Annotated in this window: 19 protein-coding genes and 1 pseudogene; 11 read left to right on the top strand and 9 right to left on the bottom strand. The window is 66.5% G+C overall.

The window, feature by feature from the left end:
• Nucleotides 1-411 precede the first annotated feature (411 nt).
• Nucleotides 412-903 carry a YxiG-like protein gene (locus ACWPXK_RS18310; RefSeq protein ID WP_454197343.1) on the bottom strand — a complete coding sequence of 164 codons (492 nt, stop codon included), beginning with the start codon at nt 901-903 and terminating at the stop codon, nt 412-414.
• Between the two features lie 189 nt (nt 904-1,092).
• Here ACWPXK_RS18310 and ACWPXK_RS18305 point away from each other — a divergent pair, with 189 nt between their 5' ends.
• Nucleotides 1,093-1,464 (top strand): hypothetical protein, encoded by a 372-nt coding sequence (locus ACWPXK_RS18305; protein WP_454197342.1) that lies wholly within the window; start codon nt 1,093-1,095, stop codon nt 1,462-1,464.
• Between the two features lie 296 nt (nt 1,465-1,760).
• Here ACWPXK_RS18305 and ACWPXK_RS18300 read toward each other — a convergent pair whose 3' ends face one another.
• Both ACWPXK_RS18300 and ACWPXK_RS18295 read right to left on the bottom strand, forming a co-directional pair.
• Entirely contained in the window at nt 1,761-2,168 is a 408-nt protein-coding gene (locus tag ACWPXK_RS18300; RefSeq protein WP_454197341.1) for a hypothetical protein, read from the bottom strand.
• Between the two features lie 263 nt (nt 2,169-2,431).
• On the bottom strand, nt 2,432-2,620 hold the full coding sequence (locus tag ACWPXK_RS18295) for a hypothetical protein (protein ID WP_454197340.1): 189 nt from the start codon (nt 2,618-2,620) through the stop codon (nt 2,432-2,434).
• A 370-nt stretch (nt 2,621-2,990) separates the two neighbouring features.
• On the opposite strand from ACWPXK_RS18295, the pseudogene ACWPXK_RS18290 reads away from it, so the two are divergent.
• Together ACWPXK_RS18290 and ACWPXK_RS18285 are read left to right on the top strand one after the other, a co-directional pair.
• Nucleotides 2,991-3,089: pseudogene (locus ACWPXK_RS18290) on the top strand (single-stranded DNA-binding protein); the annotation flags it as partial.
• Between the two features lie 540 nt (nt 3,090-3,629).
• Nucleotides 3,630-4,667: a hypothetical protein gene (locus tag ACWPXK_RS18285; RefSeq protein ID WP_454197339.1), complete on the top strand. Its 1,038-nt coding sequence runs from the start codon at nt 3,630-3,632 to the stop codon at nt 4,665-4,667.
• Nucleotides 4,668-4,933: 266 nt separating this feature from the next.
• On the opposite strand, the gene ACWPXK_RS18280 is transcribed toward ACWPXK_RS18285, so the two are convergent.
• Nucleotides 4,934-5,092 carry a hypothetical protein gene (locus ACWPXK_RS18280; RefSeq protein WP_454197338.1) on the bottom strand — a complete coding sequence of 53 codons (159 nt, stop codon included), beginning with the start codon at nt 5,090-5,092 and terminating at the stop codon, nt 4,934-4,936.
• A 195-nt stretch (nt 5,093-5,287) separates the two neighbouring features.
• On the opposite strand from ACWPXK_RS18280, the gene ACWPXK_RS18275 reads away from it, so the two are divergent.
• On the top strand, nt 5,288-5,701 hold the full coding sequence (locus tag ACWPXK_RS18275) for a hypothetical protein (protein ID WP_454197337.1): 414 nt from the start codon (nt 5,288-5,290) through the stop codon (nt 5,699-5,701).
• Nucleotides 5,702-5,853: 152 nt separating this feature from the next.
• Here the strand turns inward: ACWPXK_RS18275 and ACWPXK_RS18270 are convergent, their stop codons facing one another.
• Together ACWPXK_RS18270 and ACWPXK_RS18265 are read right to left on the bottom strand one after the other, a co-directional pair.
• Nucleotides 5,854-6,156 (bottom strand): hypothetical protein, encoded by a 303-nt coding sequence (locus ACWPXK_RS18270; RefSeq protein WP_454197336.1) that lies wholly within the window; start codon nt 6,154-6,156, stop codon nt 5,854-5,856.
• 159 nt (nt 6,157-6,315) lie between these two features.
• Nucleotides 6,316-7,080, bottom strand: coding sequence for a hypothetical protein (locus tag ACWPXK_RS18265; RefSeq protein ID WP_454197335.1), 765 nt, complete (start codon nt 7,078-7,080; stop codon nt 6,316-6,318).
• 458 nt (nt 7,081-7,538) lie between these two features.
• Between ACWPXK_RS18265 and ACWPXK_RS18260 the strand changes: the two genes are divergently transcribed.
• A complete protein-coding gene (locus ACWPXK_RS18260) occupies nt 7,539-7,838 on the top strand; it encodes a hypothetical protein (protein ID WP_454197334.1) in 300 nt (99 codons plus the stop codon).
• Here ACWPXK_RS18260 and ACWPXK_RS18255 read toward each other — a convergent pair.
• Nucleotides 7,808-9,043: an MFS transporter gene (locus ACWPXK_RS18255; protein WP_454197333.1), complete on the bottom strand. Its 1,236-nt coding sequence runs from the start codon at nt 9,041-9,043 to the stop codon at nt 7,808-7,810. The two genes, ACWPXK_RS18260 and ACWPXK_RS18255, sit on opposite strands and share 31 nt — an antisense overlap.
• Before the next feature lie 77 nt (nt 9,044-9,120).
• On the opposite strand from ACWPXK_RS18255, the gene ACWPXK_RS18250 reads away from it, so the two are divergent.
• Nucleotides 9,121-10,062 (top strand): LysR family transcriptional regulator, encoded by a 942-nt coding sequence (locus tag ACWPXK_RS18250; RefSeq protein ID WP_454197332.1) that lies wholly within the window; start codon nt 9,121-9,123, stop codon nt 10,060-10,062.
• A 179-nt stretch (nt 10,063-10,241) separates the two neighbouring features.
• On the opposite strand, the gene ACWPXK_RS18245 is transcribed toward ACWPXK_RS18250, so the two are convergent.
• Entirely contained in the window at nt 10,242-11,087 is an 846-nt protein-coding gene (locus ACWPXK_RS18245) for a class I SAM-dependent methyltransferase (protein ID WP_454197331.1), read from the bottom strand.
• A gap of 69 nt (nt 11,088-11,156) precedes the next feature.
• Here ACWPXK_RS18245 and ACWPXK_RS18240 point away from each other — a divergent pair, with 69 nt between their 5' ends.
• Nucleotides 11,157-11,756, top strand: a complete 600-nt coding sequence (locus tag ACWPXK_RS18240; protein ID WP_454197330.1) for a TetR/AcrR family transcriptional regulator — start codon at nt 11,157-11,159, stop codon at nt 11,754-11,756.
• 206 nt (nt 11,757-11,962) lie between these two features.
• Here ACWPXK_RS18240 and ACWPXK_RS18235 read toward each other — a convergent pair whose 3' ends face one another.
• The gene (locus ACWPXK_RS18235) at nt 11,963-12,640 is read right to left on the bottom strand and encodes an FMN-dependent NADH-azoreductase (protein WP_454197329.1); all 678 of its coding nucleotides are present in this window, start codon (nt 12,638-12,640) and stop codon (nt 11,963-11,965) included.
• 313 nt (nt 12,641-12,953) lie between these two features.
• On the opposite strand from ACWPXK_RS18235, the gene ACWPXK_RS18230 reads away from it, so the two are divergent.
• Genes ACWPXK_RS18230 through ACWPXK_RS18215 form a run of 4 tightly spaced genes read left to right on the top strand, consistent with a single transcriptional unit; the run spans nt 12,954 to nt 15,544 of the window.
• The gene (locus ACWPXK_RS18230; protein ID WP_454197328.1) at nt 12,954-13,502 is read left to right on the top strand and encodes a luciferase domain-containing protein; all 549 of its coding nucleotides are present in this window, start codon (nt 12,954-12,956) and stop codon (nt 13,500-13,502) included.
• On the top strand, nt 13,499-13,855 hold the full coding sequence (locus tag ACWPXK_RS18225; RefSeq protein ID WP_454197327.1) for a 2Fe-2S iron-sulfur cluster-binding protein: 357 nt from the start codon (nt 13,499-13,501) through the stop codon (nt 13,853-13,855). Before ACWPXK_RS18230 ends, ACWPXK_RS18225 begins: the two co-directional genes overlap by 4 nt.
• Nucleotides 13,824-14,378, top strand: coding sequence for a VOC family protein (locus ACWPXK_RS18220; RefSeq protein ID WP_454197326.1), 555 nt, complete (start codon nt 13,824-13,826; stop codon nt 14,376-14,378). The genes ACWPXK_RS18225 and ACWPXK_RS18220 overlap by 32 nt, the downstream gene beginning before the upstream one ends.
• Complete coding sequence (locus ACWPXK_RS18215) at nt 14,375-15,544, top strand: NAD(P)/FAD-dependent oxidoreductase (protein ID WP_454197325.1); 1,170 nt, start codon at nt 14,375-14,377, stop codon at nt 15,542-15,544. The genes ACWPXK_RS18220 and ACWPXK_RS18215 overlap by 4 nt, the downstream gene beginning before the upstream one ends.
• Nucleotides 15,545-15,628: the final 84 nt, after the last annotated feature.

The raw sequence follows: 15,628 nt of genomic DNA, 5'->3' as shown, positions 1-15,628 counted from the left end.
CATCAACCGGCGACCGGAATCCGCCGCCGACGTCCGAAAGGCTCGTCAGCGTTTGGGTTCGGACTGGCGGGCTCGCATATTCAACTGTCGCGGGCTGTCGACGGTTTCGAACCGGTCAGTGATCGGCACTGTGGCCGTTCACCATATCTGTCACTTGTTCACGCTATCTGTCACCATTATCAAGATTGGCGGGTCGGTCCGTGTGGCAACGAGCGATGGTTGGCCGCTTCGGATGATAGTTGGCCACTCCGTCTAGTCATCCGGGGAAGCGTGTGTAACTCGCAGTTGCAGTTGGCCAATCGCGATGACAGTTAGTCAGTGGCAACGTGCGCGACTGCCGACGACGTCGGTCATTGGACGTACGCTCATGTCGATGAGCGCCTGCCTGATATTGGTGTCGGATTGCGATGATCATGAGGGCTCACCGTTTTCGGATACGACGAACGGCGCGTAGCCAGCCCCAAGATGGGTTACTTCCAGATCGGAGAAGATCAGCGAGAGGTTGTGGCAGTTGGTCTCGATCACCGTCTCGTGGAAGGGCAACCCGAGACGACCCGACCAGGCGGCGGCTTCCTCGGAGTCGGGTAGCAGTTTCGCGCCCGGGTAGAGGCACTGCCATCGGACGCCCCAGACGTAACCGTCGAGGTCGGGGCCGGTCTCGTAGTCCATGAGCTGGTCGTCCAGTGAGCGAGCCCAGGTGTCGTGGCTCAAGGCGGTTGCAACTGTCGCGCGAACGCAGTGTTTGAAGCGATACCGCAGATGCTCCGGCTCGGTGCCCGTGCGAGGATCTGCGGTCGCGTAGATGACGATGTCGTAGTCACGCATATAGTCGGCGAACCCATGGAAGACGATCGCCTGATCGAATACCTCATCCAAGGCCTGAGCAATCTGCGTGGTGTCCACAGTGTCATCCTCCACGAAGCCATCGCTCGCATTGGAAATGCCCCGGCGCCGACGACCTCGCGCGACGAGTCGATGCCGGCAGCCCGCCTCGGGCCGTCAAAAGCGGAAAGTCCGTGCGACCCTCAGTTATAGGTGGCGGTCCCCAGCTGGTGTTGGCGGCTGGTGGGGCGACCAAGCGAAGATGTCTCCATGGACCACGTGATCGACCTCGACCAGGCCGCTGCAGAGATCACCTCGCGTGTCCCTGCCTGGACTGCGTCCGGGCTCCTCCCCGGTCCGATCACGTGGCGAGATGCGGCCGCGCCCTGGCCTCAGCCACTGGAGATCGAACGGGCTCTGATCACCGATCCGGACTCGGTCGGAGTGCGCATCCAGGGTGCTGATGAATGGAACGTCCTGAACATCGTCCTCTTCCGCGGTGGGTGGGCAGATCTCGATGCCCTGGCCAACGACGAGGTCGCCACGGAATGCCCGCAGATCACCAGCCCAGAGGAGTTCGGCGCCCTGCTCGACTCCGCGATCACACGCTTCATGGACGCCGGTCGGACACCTGCCACCTGAGGGCAAGATCATCCACTCAGCCGCCAGGAGAAACTGGGAACTCCGATCAACTACGCCTGGAAGTTTCGCGAAATCCTGCTGTTCGACAGTCTTCCGTCCGCCACCGATAACCGGGGGTCGCGGTCCGGAGGGTGTGGGGCATCGATCTGTGCGGTGAGTTCATCGGCGAGTGCTGCCAATATTTCTCGCAGACGGGCATGGTGAGGGACTGACGAGTGCCGGTTTGTCCAGGTTGGCGGCTGTGAGTATCGACCGTGACGCCATCCCGCGTTGGGGTTGGCCATCATGGCTGGCGATTATCTGCGCTCGCCAGACGTGACGCTGCCCCAGACCAGCGCGGATGCGAAGTAGCGGTGGAAGTCGCCGCGCATGTCATGGGCGCCGCGGGAAGGGGTGATGCTGTCGATCACGTCGTTCCATCGTTCGACCGGAATGAACCAGTTCTGTAGCGCGAGTCGGCGCTGCCGGTAGTCGATGTGCAGATCGAGCTTGCGGAAGTGATCGGTGATGGTGTCGACGGCTCTGCTGTATTCGTCTGGGTCCGTGCGAGATTGGGCCCAGCGTTTGACGCCGTTGGCACTTGTCAGCACCTTGTGGCCAAGGTGGTCGATGACGATCCGGATGCCGAGGAAATGGGCTGACTCGCCGATCGGCAGGGCCGAGAGCGTAGCCGACCGCAGCAAATAGTCCGATCCGTCCGGCATGGCGACCGAGCGCCGCCCTGCCGGTCTTGCTCACCAGCACCCGCAGCGCAGTCAACGTCCTATGTGCTTGCGCGCCAACAGCACTCACCAACCGGAGCGTCGCTCGATTGTGATCCAACAAGCGCTAGCCCGTACAGCACTCTGAAGTTCCGCAACGTATCTCCGATTTACATGTCGAAAATCGATCGGTTTGCGGACATTCCTCGGCTGACAAGGGAGGGGTGACGGAAAGTGGCCTCTACCACGGCATAAAGCAATGACGCTCAGATATCAGGGGTGGGATCGTCCTCTTCCTGCTTCTGCCGAGCTGGAGGCGGCTCCGGGACCGTCTCCAGCCAGACCTTCTCCTCGCCCAGTTGCAGGACAGTCGCCATCCGTCGTCGGTGCCGGGTCGGCGAGGGCGTGCATTCGATCTTGAGCGACCCATTGAGTAGCCAGTCGTCGTCACTCACTGACCACATCAGGATGGCGACTTCTTCCGCCGGCGCCAGCCTCGGCACCGCCTTGTGGATCGCGAAGCCCCGAGTCCGCCGCACTTTGAGAGCGGAGACCCTCCCACAGTGGGAAACCGTGGAAGTGATCTTCCTGGCGCTGTGCCAGATCGCCGACGTGGATCCGGACGACATCGAACCCAACGACGATCCCAACCCCGGTTTCAACAGCTGGGATGAGCCGGATCCGCTCCGGTCCCATCGCGACGAACTCGAACGGAGATGGCGCCTAGCCAGATACGGGGAGGTGACCACACTGCCCCGGACACGAGAGATGAAGGCTCGGCAAGAAGCAGAAGCTAGAGCCGAAGCAGAAGCAAGGAACCGCCGGTCACGCCCACGCCCACACGAGGACGACCCGTGGGGCAACGCGCCCGCGACAGGCACCTTCGGGGGCGGCCGTGTAGACGACGACGAACCGCCGTTCTAACTGATAGACGCCGATTCCGCCCGCTTATCGACGGCCGGAATCGGGAGTGGGCCCAGTACGCAGGGCAGCCCTGGAACGTTGGGTGTTCCAGGGCTGCCCTGCGTACTGGGTTCAGTTGTTGGTCAGATGTCCTCGATTCGGATCGTGGCGGCGGTGAAGTACCGAACCGCGCCGGAGCTGGTGGTCTTACGCCGCCACTCGCCGGTGTGGGTGTACCCGGCGGCGGTGAGCGCGACGTCGAGACCGTCCAGGCTGTGAGTCGGGTTCGGCGGTGATGGATTCGCAGCGGCAGCTGACGTGGCGGCCGTCGGCGGCTCGGTGGGCTGTGAAGATCGGCGGTGCGCGCAACCTGTGTGGTCGGGGTGAGGAACCCGCAGCTCGGGTCGCAGCGGCCGGTGCGGTCGGGCAGCTCGTCGAGCCGGTGCAACGCGCGAACCTTGTTCAACCTGCGTCGCCGCGTTGTCGGCCAATTGGGGTGCCGTAATGATCGGGTCACCAGGTACGGGAAGACCCCCGGGGATGACGTGACACGATGGGCCGATGCCTGACATGTCCTGGCTCAGCGTCCAATACTCTGAACGCAAGCAGGCAGCCGAAGCCCAGGTCACGCACTGGGTCCCCTACTCCGACATGGCATATTCGGTCGACCCACTCTATTTCCTGGTCCACCGGTTCCCGGTCGGAGAACGCCTGCCCAGCGACGACGGCGCCGCCTGCTGGTACGGGCAAGACGACACGGGTCGCATATGGGTGGAACGCAAGAGCACATCAATCCCGGGAAAGCACTACGAGACCTTCTTCGTCCACGGCGGGCAGGGCCCCGAGGAGCTGGCTCTTTACACCTATTCCCCCGACAAATCGGCCATCCGCCACGAGGTTTTCACCTACCACGACGGCCGGTTGGCACTCTCGCAATACCGAGCCTCGGGTGGCAGCGGACTGTCCCGATTCCACTACACGGCCGAACGCCTCACACGGGTCGACGAGGAACAAGCCGACGGCGAACCAGTACACATCCAGCTCACTTACGACGACAACGGTGACATCAGCCAGGTGACGCGGGGTCCGGAAGTCGCCTACCGGGCGCTGCCCACAGGGAAGACCCTCGAAGACATCGAGCGCGCCTTCGTCGACCGGCTTGTCGAGGTGATCCCGGCGGCTGTGGCCGCGGACCCGCCGCCGGTAACCCCCGCATACCTCGTATTGTCCTATTCGCCGGGGCAATTCACCGTCCTGCCCCCGATACTGATGTTCCCATCGTCAGAGGGTGACGAAGGCATCGCCGCCCTCCTGACCGACGCCGACTACCACGAGGTCGGCCTTCCGCCCGAGAATGCCGCGGACCTCTACGAACTCGCCGGTTACCTCGACCAGACACCGCTGCCCGACGACCAGCTACGAGCGCTGCTGAACCAGGCATGCCGCCGCCTCCCAGCGACCGACTGGCCAATCGCTGTCGCCGACGGGTTCCTGGCGTTCGCCACCGACCTGGAACTGGTCGATCTGGCGGACAACCTCCGCGCCGTCACCACAGCGGCTCGAACCGCGCACGTCCTCGCCCTGACAGAATCGGAGTAACGAGCCCGACAAGCGTGACGTCAGCTCTCGTGCCCGGGCCAGTGCAGCAGCGCTGCCAACAGCATCAACTTCACAACAAGAGGCCCGTTCACGCCGCCAGCTCGGTAACTCGACCGACGCGGGCTCGCCAGCCCGTCAAGATCTTCGGCGTGACACCAGTGCCAGTTGATCTGACGTATTGCCATCGTTCTGGCGCAAGTGAGGGGCTTCTGCCTGCCACTAGGATGCCGCGGTTTTGTCGTTCCGGTTGGTGCTTCGGAGTTGTCCTACAGGCCGTCAATCGCGGTGCCGAGATCCGCGCCGTAGCTGGACCAGCAGAAGATCGGCTCCCCTGGTTCGCCCCGATGGCCCATGTACCACTCGCCGTCGTCGACGCAGCGCGCGAGGCACAGACCGGTGAACCCGATGATCAGATCTACTTCCAAGGAGACTCCTTGGCTAGGTTCAAGTGGCGCCAGGAATATCGGGGTGCTGGGATCCAACAACTCCACGGTGCTGTCCTGCGCTCGTCGCCGCATCTTGTCGATGGTCCACTCATTCGGAAGCGTCCCTTGTCCACCACCTGATTCTTGCCGAAGCGACGCCCTACTCCTCGTCCGGGTGGACGAGCGCATGGCGCGATGCTCTTCGCGGTCCTCGCTGTCGCCGGGCAGATCGAACGCAACTACGTTCGGGAAAAGACCCTCGAAGGCCAGGCCATCGCCGCGTCCAAGGGCAACCACGGCGGCCGACCCAAGGTCATCGACGACGACTCGCTCACCTTCGCCCTCGCACTGAAGAACAAAGGCATCCCGGTTCCCGACATCGCGAAAAAGCTCACCATCAAGACCGGGAAGAACGCGGGCGAACATCCATCTGTCGCCTCCCTCTACCGGGCGCTTGCAGAAGCCGAACACACCACTGCGAACGACGGCCTGCCGATCCGGCCCAAACCCGCCCGCATCCGCCGCCCCGACGACCCGCTGACACCCGAGGAATCCGACCTCCGCGACCGCCTCCAGGCCCCGGTTCTCCAGCGTCCAGAAGACCAGTAGCCAGCCGGAACCCTCAACGCCAAACCCGTCCGGCGGCGGGTCAGCTGGATGCGTTGACGTTGTCGAGTGCCGTGCGAACGCGGGTCAGTCGATCTTGCCACCAGTTTGCTTGTTCTGGGTCGGTGAGTTCGTAGGTGTCGAGATGAGCCTGGTCAACCGTCGAACTCGAGCCGTTCCCAGGCCAGCGCTGTTCGCCAGCCTTCGCGCCGGAATGCCCAGTCCTGGACGGCATTCACCACGGTGTCGAATGCGGGCGAGAACACGCTGTCCCACGGCGCGTCGTCGCTGATGGTGGCGCGAAAATGTGCATCTGGTCCGCCGTCGCGGAATTCGACGATATAGCCGTGCCCCTGGTTCGGATCCACTTGTTCGTCGAGGTGAACCTGGATGTAGTAGTCGCCGGGTTGGAGGCTGTCGAACCGGTCGACGATCACGAACGGCACGCTCAGGTTCATGTCCGCAAGGATGTCGTGCAGCTGTGTCTCGGATGGATCCTCGATAGTCCGGTAAGAATCCGTCGCTACGACTCGTGGCGACGCCGTCTTGTCGTGAGTCACCTGAGAATAGTAGGCGAGTGGGGCATCTCCCATGCTCCGTCTGCCGGCTTCCCGTTGTCACCGTTCGCGGGTCGGTCTGTGCGGGGCTTCGGACCAGGCCGCGAGCGGCCCGGCTGTGATCGCGCCTCCGTTGCGGGTGGTCACGGTGATGTGCGGTTCCTCGCGGCCGTAGGCGCGGATGACCGCAAACGCCAACCATCCGCTCCGATCGGTGCGACGTGCGCTCACGCCGCCGGCCAGGCACAGCACTGCACCGAGGGCGACCCAGGCGACCAGAACGGTGACGGAGTGGGCGGCGCCGCGGCCGTCGAAAAATGCGGTTGATCGCAGCAACCGGCCACCGGCCCCGGGCGGCAGTAGCTGGCCGAGCGTGCCGGACCAGCCGGGCAGCATCTCGGGTGCCGTCGCCGTGCCCGAGAGAGGGTTGCCGATGAGCATCATGGCGACGGCGCCGATCCCGATTCCGGCGTATCCGAGCAGGGATTCGAGCCCGAGGACGGTCAGCGAGGTGGCCGCGATGGTCATTCCGATGGCACCGGCGTTCGCCGCGTAGGAGCCACTCAGCGAGCCGAGCCAGAATTGGAGGATCGCTGCCACGGCCAGGCCGCCGGCGACCGCGAAGGCGAGTGCTCCGGTGACCCGGCGACCGGTGCCGCGCACGAGCCTGCTCAGCAGTACCGCGGCCAGCAGACCGCCCATGACCAGTGGCAGGGCGCCTGCGGCCAGGCCGGCGCCGCGCGGGTCGTCGGCGGGCAGGGCGGCGAGGTCGCGGACGGCGACCTGCGTACCGGTGCCGCTCGCCTGACTCAGACCGGCCGCCATGGCTTGCAGGGTCTGGGCGACCGCTGTGCCGGCGGCGGAGGCGATGATGACCTACGGTGCTGGGGTATCGCTGCGGCTGATGTTGCGAGAGCGGCGACTGGAGAGTTCGGCGGTACGGGCGGTGTCACCCGGGCCGAATCGGTTGCGGCGGGTGTGGACGTGCCCGCGGCCGCACAGCCCTCACCTCACCGGGAGGCGGTCGGTCACCTGCGCGAACTGGCGGGCAAGCACCAGGTCACCCTGCTCACCGCCACCCACGGCGTCGGCCACTGCCAAGCCGTGTGCTCACCGAATGGTTCCTGCCGCCATGGTTTCGCGAAGCAGCCTATGGCTACTCATGGGAGAACGCCCGGTCTGGCTGCCGACACCGATGACGATCGCGTTCGACACTGGTCCTAGGGGCCTGAGCCGCCATCTACCTGGCTGAACTGTCATTACAGCGGGAAGGAAGCAGACACATGTTGATGATCACCCCCGCGGCCATCGAGGCCGTTCGCAGCATCACGTCCGTCGAGGGGGCACCGGAGGATGCCGGGCTGCGAATCTCCACGGCGGACGACGCTGAGACGTTGCAGCTCGCGGTTGCCGCGGAGCCGGCCGAGCAAGACCAGGTCCTGGACGCCGAAGGATCACGGATCTTCCTGGACCAGCAGGCCGCCGCATTTCTGGACGACAAGATCCTCGACACCGGGCTGACCCCCAACGGACAAGGCACCTTCGTCCTTGCTCAGCAGGACCGGGACACCTTGGGCGACTGAACCGGCTGAACAGCACGGCGGTGATGTGCTCGTAACTCGAATGCGGCCACGAGCACGGCGACGACGGCCAGCGCGCCACCGAACCATAGGGCGGCGGCGAGACCGATCCCGTCTGCGGCCAGCCCGCCGGTCAGCGACCCGAGTGCTATTGCGGCATTGAAAACTCCGGCGAACAGGGCGGACGCGACTTCCTTCGCCCCGGGCGACGCGGCGAAGACCCAGCTCTGGGTGCTCACCGAGACGCCGCCGTAGGACAGCCCCCACACGACCATCAGCACTAGGGCCTGCGGCAGCGCGGCGCCGAGCACGGGCACGGCGATCGCGGCGGCGGCGAGGATCGATCCGATCGCGATCAAGGTCTTCCGCGGTGCCCGCGCCGCCGCCGCGCCCGCGCCGAAATTGCCCGCGACACCGGCGACCCCGTACACCAGCAGCAGGGTACCGATCGTCTCCGCGCCGACGCCGGTTACCTGCTCGAGCACCGGCCGCACGTAGGTGTAGGCGGCGAAGTGGCCGGTGACCAGGAACGCGACCACGAGCAGGGCGACGCGCAAGCCCGGCTGCCGCGTCAGCCGCAGCACGCTGCCCAGCGCCGCGGCCTCGGTCGCGGGCAGGCGCGGCAGCGCGGCCGCCATCGCCGTGAGGACCAGCAGCGCGAGACCCGCGGCGGCAGCGAACACGATCCGCCACCCGGCGAGCGCGCCCAGCACGGTTCCCGCGGGGATGCCGAGCACCGAGGCGACCGCGACACCAGAGAAGACCAGCGACGTCGCGGCGCTGACCGACCGCGCGGGCACCAGACGCGCCGCCAGGCTCGCGGCGAGCGCCCACACACCGCCCATGCCCACGCCGACCAGCACCCGCGCCCCCATCAGCACTTCGAAGGTAGGCGCCCAGGCGGTGCCGAGGTTGCCCAGTGCAAGCACCGCCATCAATCCGCACAGCACCACCCTCCGCTCGATCCGGCCCAGCGCCGCGGTGAGCAAGGGCGCCGACACCGCGGCCACCAGGCCCGTCACCGTCAACGCGAGGCCGGCGCTGCCTTCACTCACCCGCAGCGCCGAGCCGATCGGAGTGAGCAGGCCGACCGGCAGCATCTCGGAGGTGACCACCGTGAACGTGCCCGCAGTGACGGCACCGACGCCGAGCCAGCCGCGAAGTACCGAAACCGGAGGTGGCGCAAGGACTTCCTGGATCTGTGTCATGTCCTCCAGCCAAGGGCTCGCGGCGGGGGGAAACAACGGCGAAGCCCTCATAGTTCTATGAGCTGGACTCATCGACCGTGGAAGGGAGCCTGATGGGCGGCCTGGAGATCCGTGAACTGGAGGCGTTTCTCGCGCTTGCTGAGGAATTGCACTTCGGGCGGGCCGGCGAGCGGCTGTACTTGTCGCAGAGCCGGGTGAGCCAGCTACTGCGCGCGCTGGAGCGGCGCATCGGCGGCCAGCTCGTGGAACGCACCAGTCGCACCGTCCGGTTGACCCCTCTCGGCACCGACTTCCTCGCCGAACTACGGCCCGCATATGCCGCGTTGCGTGCGACGGTCGACGACGCCCGCGCGGCCGCCCGAGGTGTGGACGGGATTCTGCGCATCGGTTTCCAGGGCGCGGGCAACGATCATCTGATGGCCGCCGTCGAGCTGTTTCAGCGGCGTCACCCGGAATGCCCGGCCGAGCTGGTCGAGATCCCACTGGCCGATCCGTTCGGGCCGCTTCGGCGCGCCGAGGTCGACGCCGCGGTCGTGCTGCTGCCGATGGGCGAGCGCGATCTGGTGCTCGGATCGGTGTTCGCGGGGCAGTCGCAGACGCTCGCGGTGGCCAGCACCCACCCACTGGCCGGGCGTGCCGCGCTGTCGGTGGAGGAACTCGCCGAGTTCACGTTGGTCGGCGTCCGCGCTCCGGCGCCGGAGTACTGGCGCAGGGCGCAGGCGCTGGACGTGACGCCGGAGGGCCGTATGGTGCGCCCTGGCCCGGAGGTCGGCACGCTGGAGGAGGGCCTCGCTGCGGTGGCGGCCGGCCGCGGCGCGATGCTGCTGTGTCATCCGACCGCGGAATCACACCGCAGACGGCCGGTGGCCTTCGTCCCGGTGACCGGGATCGCCGAGTCCCAGCTCGGGCTGGTGTGGCACCGCTACCGCGAGACCCCACAAGTACGCGCGTTCGCCCGCGCCGTGGCCGCCACGAAGGAGACCGGGGATGTGCGGTTGGTCACCACGGAGGCATCCTGACAACTCGCTACCCTCGGCCGCTTCGGTCGCCGAATATCGGTGCCGACCGCGCTCACAATTTCCGCGGGGCGCCGGGTGATCGCGAAGCTGGTCAACGCCACCTTCGCCGAGCGCGAGTCCCGAACGGTGGAGTCAGGTACAGCGTGTGCGAGCGATTCGACGAAGTTCGGTTCGGGGGGTCAGGCGGCACCGGTTAGCGCCGCCGTAGCTGCCAGTGTGGTGTACGGCATGGTGAAGCCGCCCCCGATCTTGTCGATGGCGGCCCCGACGCAGTCCAGCACCTCGGCCAGCTTGTCCGGCGAGAGGTGGGTGAGGGCGCCGGTGGTGGGCAGATGGTCCAGCCACTCGTCGCGGGTGTAGGACTGTTCCCACTCGAATCGCCACTGTTCCGGTTCACCGAATCCGCTCGCCTGTCGGATCCCGTCGGCGGCCTTGGCGAACATCGCCTGGTAGATGTCCAGCGCGGTCGGAGTCGGCTGACCGCTGCTGGTCGACCGCAGAATCAACGGCGCGTCGGGCGCGACCCGCCGGTAGACCGCGGTGAAGGCTTCCGCGACCTCGGTCGGGGCCTCGAATACGTGCCCGAACACCGCCAGTCGGCCGCCGGGTCGCAGGACCTGTGCTGCCTTGACCGCGCCGGCGACCGGGTCCACCCAGTGCCATGCCTGTCCGGCTACGACCGCGTCGAACGCGCGGCCGGCAGGGTCCCACGCTTCGAAGGTCGCTACCTCGACCTCGACCCCGGTTCGCCGGGCAAACTCGGCCATCCGCGCGTCGGGGTCGACGCCGAGCACCGTGCAGCCGGACGCCTGGAACTGCCGGGCCTCTATGCCGGTGCCGCAGCCGACGTCGAGAACGTCGAGGCCGGGGCTGGCGGCGATGATCCGCGCCACCAGGGCGTCGGGATAGCGGGGCCGAGCGCGGTCGTAACGCTCGGGGTCCACACCGAACGACTCGGCCATCTGGCGGTGTTGGTGCGGTTCGGGCTCGGCAGAACGTGAGTGCTCCTGCGGTATAGTGGGCATGCGCCCACCCTAGTGGGCGCATGCCCACTAGGCAATGGTGGGGATTGTCGACATGTGGAGGGACGCTCGGTGCCGACTGGGGTGCACATCCGCGACGCGCGTCAGCAGTTGTTCGACGCCGCAGAGCGTGTCCTGTTGCGGGACGGGCTGAGCGCGCTGACCAGCCGGGCGGTCACCACCGAGGCAGGCGTCGCCAAAGGAGTCCTGCACCGGCACTTCGCCGACTTCGATGCTTTCCTCGTCGAGCTCGTGCAAAACCGCATCACCCGGATCGAGGACCAAGCCGCAGCCCTGTGCCGATCCGCCGGGACCAGCACCGTGGCCGGCAACCTCACCGCCGCGTTGATGGAGCTGTTCGATTCGGTCGCTGTGGCGATCGTCGGACTCGTCATCTTCCGCGACGAGCTACGCGTCCGGCTGCGCATGGCCCAGCCGGCCCGGGGCATCCCCGTCTTGGCCGAGGCCGGCACCATGATCGTCTCCTACCTCACCGCCGAGCGGGAGCTAGGCCGCATCGCGGCCGACGCCGACGTCGACTCGCTCGCGCTCTCGCTGATCGGGGCCGGACACCTACTGTTCGCGGGCCGGGACGTCCCGCCGGACGCTGGAGCTGTCGACAAGGTCGTGACCACGGTCATCGCCGATGCCGTGCAAAGACGGCTGCTATGAACGCCTCGCCCAGCATGTCGCTCGATTGAGGCGCGCAGGTACGGCCGATCTGGTGACGGCGCGTTGCGGTTCGCGGCGAATCTCGTCGGCCAGGTCCTGTGCCGAGCCATGATGGCGGGCCTCGACCGGCGAAACCACTTCCCGCGCGAGCGTTTCCGCTCGTGTGGTGACGTCGGCGACTGTGACCGAATGCTCGAAGCCGACCGTCATTGGTCGAATCTCCCTGCCCTGTCAACACCTACGACGTCGGCGACGGCGAGCCGGCGGGCCACTGAATCGGCTTCGGCGTGTGCCTGGCGCAGCGACTCTTGCGCGGCGTCGACGAGATGCGCCATGGCTGGTTTTGAATCAGCGAGAGTCAGTTCGGGTTTGATTACGGTCACGTCCAGCCCGAGGAAGTCGCCCAGGACGTGGCGCAGGTGCGGCTCAGCGTGATCCCAGCCTTCCTTCGGGGTGCCTGGTCCGTACGCGCCACCGCGCGCGGACACGATGACGGCGGCGCGCCCGGCCAGCGGTGGCGGCTGCTGATGGACCCGGGGGTCGGTTAGCAAATGGTCGAGCCAGGTCTTGGCGGCGGCCGGAATCGACCAGTTGTACAACGGAATCGCGAGCAGCAGCACATCCGCCGCCAGCAATTCGCCGAACAGGGCTTCGCTGGACGCGGCGGCCGACTGGTGCTCCGGCGTGCGATCACTGGCGGGCAACCGTGGCGCGTCGACGTCGACCTCACGGACATAGGGCAGCGGGTCGCGGGCGAGGTCGCGCCGGGTGACCGCCGCGTCCGGATGCAGGCTGGTCCACGCGCGTTCGAACGAGTCGGCGACGGCGCGGGAGACCGACTGCGTGCGGATGCTGGTGTCGAGTCGGAACAGGTGTGGCGACATGGCGCTCAACCTCCGGATCGGAGTGTGTCCGCGACCGGTGAGCCGCGAACCTCGGGCTCCGAGGAGGGTACGCAACCGGGATATCAGGTTCCCAGAGGAAAGTGACTATCCAGCGCAGTTTCGGCAATCCCGAACCGATCTCACCGGCTTTCTGCGACCTTTCAGGCCTTCTACCTGCCATGATGGCCTGATTCTGTAGGCGGACCCACTATCCTGTAGGAACCTACTATATCCGGCTGTTAGCGTCGATTTCGGCGGTGCGGCCAACTCCGGCACGCGCCGCATCATCTCCGAGTGAAGCTAGGAGAAGGTGATGACACTGCCGTCTTTGCCTTATCGTTTCGGCGCCCGACCAGAGACCGGACCAGCGGTTCCGCATGTACAGCTCAGCCAGCTCAGTCCACCCGCGCTGCGGGAACAGCTGCGGGACTGGCTGACCGCGCTACCCGGCACCGTGACCGGCCCGAGCGAGATCTCGGACCCGGCCAAGATGCGGCGCTGGATGGCCGCGACCTTCCCCGATAAGCCGATTCCGCACGACATTCCCGACGAAAACGCGCTCGCGATCTTTCTGGACGGTGCCCGCCCGCAGCACGGTGTCGTGCTGATGCCGCCATCGCTGACAACCGAAGTGGCCCATATTCATCCGGACGGCAGCCTGCATTTGGCGATGTCGCTTCCGGACCAAGAGGAATTGCTGGCCAAGGGGTGGGGCGAGCGGCATCCGCTCTATTCCGCGAAGGTCAACGTCGTCATGCTGTTCGGACCCCGGGACGCCGACGAACTCCGCGTCGCCCAGGTCGTGGTCGAGGCCGCCTATCGCTATGCGGTAGGCGAGGACATATCCACGGTGAGCCCATGATCATCGTCAATGGCGCGGACGGTTCCCGGCACGAGATCGTCCCTCCGACCGGCCGCCCGCTGATGGGGGAGCTGCGCAAGCTCAAGGCCGGGGTCATCGGGCTGTGCAACGGAAACGCCGCCTGCGGCACCTGCCATGTCTACGTGGACCCGGCCTGGGTGGACCGGCTGCCCGAGCCCGACGAATACGAACTGGAGCGGCTGGAAGAGATCACATCGCGCACGGACCGTTCGCGGCTGAGTTGTCAGCTCGACTATGGACCCGATCTCGACGGTCTCGAAATCACTGTCGCTGTCAACACATTCACGAAAGGAGCCCGTGATGCCGAGAATAACCACGAGCTGTCGAACTGATACGCCGCTGATCAAGACGACGATGATCTCGCATGGCACATTGACCTCGTTCGACATGCAGGAAACCCGCCGGTTCTACGAAGAAGTGCTCGGCTTCGAGGTAATCCAGCTGAGCCCGGTCTCGCTGCTGGTGCGCAAAGGCAGCAACCACACCTATGTGGTCGTCGAATCCGGCACGCCGAGCACGATGCAGATGCTGGACCACAACGGAATTGACGTCGCCACCCGGGAAGAAGTGGAGCAAGCGCACGCGACTCTGCGCCGGGTGAAGGACGAATACGGCATTCGGCGGATCAACAAAGTCATGCAGCAACACGGGATCTACTCCTTCTACTTCGAAGACCGCGACGGCAACTGGTGGGAAGTGCTGCAGGCGCGCGCCGACGGATACACCTACCTGCTGGACGAGCGGCGCGACATCAGCGGCCGCACCGACCTCGATCCGGAGGACATGGATATTCACGTAGCCGACGACGAGACCGCGGTCCGCATCGGTGCCATCGGATCTGGTGCGCCGCAATGAAAGAGGTCGTGGTAGTGGGTGCTGGTGTCGCGGGCATCAGCGCACTCCAGGCACTGCGTGGCCGTGGATATGAGGGACGGCTGACGCTGGTCGGCGACGAGCCGGAGCAGCCGTACAACCGGCCGCCGTTGTCGAAGGAATTGCTCACCGGCGAGCTTTCCGACGACGACATCCGGCTTGTCTCCGACGGGCAACTGGCGGAGCTGGAGGTCGAGCCGCTGCTCGGTCATGCGGCGCAGACGCTCGACGCCGATCGGCGCACCATCACCACCTCGGCCGGAGACATCCACTACGACGGGTTGATCCTCGCCACGGGTTCGGCGCCGGTATGGCCAACGGGCTGGGCGGTGCTCGACGGCGTCCACACCCTGCGTTCACTCGCCGACGCGCACGCGATCAGGGCCGCCATGACCCACGGCAATCCCCGCGTGGTGGTTATCGGTGGTGGATTCATCGGCTGCGAGATCGCCTCTGCCGCACGTGGCTACGGGCTCGAGACGACAATAGTGGAGGCGGGTGGGCTGCTGGGACGGGCGCTGATTCCGGTGCTGGCCGAGCCGCTGGCCCGGCTGCACCGAGACCATGGCGTCCGCCTGCGTTGCGGCATCGGGGTGCGGCGGCTGCTCGGCTCCGCCCGGGTGGAACAGGTCGAACTCGCCGACGGCTCGACCCTGCCGGCCGATCTGGTGATTGTCGGGGTCGGCGCACGGCCGGTGACCGGGTGGCTCGCGGGCTCGCCGCTGGCTGGACCAGACGGCGTGGCGACCGGCCCGACCCTGCGCACGGTGCTGCCCGGCGTCTACGCCGCGGGCGACATCGCCCGCAGGCACCCGGAATATGGCCCGCCACAGCGCGTGGAGCATTGGACCAACGCGCTCGATCAAGGCGTACTCGCCGCCGAAAATCTGTTGGCGCCAGCCGAAGCCGAGCCGTACACGGCCGCGCCCTACGTATGGTCCGATCAGCATGGTCAGCGACTCCAATTGGCGGGCGACACCCACCATGGCGAGCTGCACATGCTCGGCCGGCAAGACGACGGCTACCTCGCGGTGCTGATCGCGGACGGCCGGCGGCAAGGGGTCGTCGGCCTGAATCGGGTCCGCGAATTCGGCCGGGAGCGCCGGAAGCTCGGTGCGGACTCGGATCTCACCCCGGCGGCGCAGTGAATACCTCTGTTCCGCGATTCGATACCAGGACGGCGCCATGAAGCTCGTGACATATTCGGCCGGCGGCGCACCGCCTGCGCCCGG

The sequence above is a fragment of the Nocardia sp. Marseille-Q1738 genome, assembly GCF_965283145.1.
Note: the sequence above shows the minus strand (reverse complement) of the source record. Positions and strands in the feature narration are given on the sequence as shown.

Excerpts from the sequence above, each read along its gene's own strand:
- ACWPXK_RS18215 (WP_454197325.1), top strand. The coding sequence starts at position 14,375 with ATGAAAGAGGTCGTGGTAGTGGGTGCTGGTGTCGCGGGCATCAGCGCA.
- ACWPXK_RS18305 (WP_454197342.1), top strand. The coding sequence starts at position 1,093 with ATGGACCACGTGATCGACCTCGACCAGGCCGCTGCAGAGATCACCTCG.
- ACWPXK_RS18255 (WP_454197333.1), bottom strand. The coding sequence starts at position 9,043 with ATGACACAGATCCAGGAAGTCCTTGCGCCACCTCCGGTTTCGGTACTT.
- ACWPXK_RS18285 (WP_454197339.1), top strand. The coding sequence starts at position 3,630 with ATGCCTGACATGTCCTGGCTCAGCGTCCAATACTCTGAACGCAAGCAG.
- ACWPXK_RS18230 (WP_454197328.1), top strand. The coding sequence starts at position 12,954 with ATGACACTGCCGTCTTTGCCTTATCGTTTCGGCGCCCGACCAGAGACC.
- ACWPXK_RS18300 (WP_454197341.1), bottom strand. The coding sequence starts at position 2,168 with ATGCCGGACGGATCGGACTATTTGCTGCGGTCGGCTACGCTCTCGGCC.
- ACWPXK_RS18275 (WP_454197337.1), top strand. The coding sequence starts at position 5,288 with ATGCTCTTCGCGGTCCTCGCTGTCGCCGGGCAGATCGAACGCAACTAC.
- ACWPXK_RS18265 (WP_454197335.1), bottom strand. The coding sequence starts at position 7,080 with ATGGCGGCCGGTCTGAGTCAGGCGAGCGGCACCGGTACGCAGGTCGCC.
- ACWPXK_RS18260 (WP_454197334.1), top strand. The coding sequence starts at position 7,539 with ATGTTGATGATCACCCCCGCGGCCATCGAGGCCGTTCGCAGCATCACG.
- ACWPXK_RS18235 (WP_454197329.1), bottom strand. The coding sequence starts at position 12,640 with ATGTCGCCACACCTGTTCCGACTCGACACCAGCATCCGCACGCAGTCG.
- ACWPXK_RS18225 (WP_454197327.1), top strand. The coding sequence starts at position 13,499 with ATGATCATCGTCAATGGCGCGGACGGTTCCCGGCACGAGATCGTCCCT.
- ACWPXK_RS18220 (WP_454197326.1), top strand. The coding sequence starts at position 13,824 with ATGCCGAGAATAACCACGAGCTGTCGAACTGATACGCCGCTGATCAAG.
- ACWPXK_RS18270 (WP_454197336.1), bottom strand. The coding sequence starts at position 6,156 with ATGAACCTGAGCGTGCCGTTCGTGATCGTCGACCGGTTCGACAGCCTC.
- ACWPXK_RS18245 (WP_454197331.1), bottom strand. The coding sequence starts at position 11,087 with ATGCCCACTATACCGCAGGAGCACTCACGTTCTGCCGAGCCCGAACCG.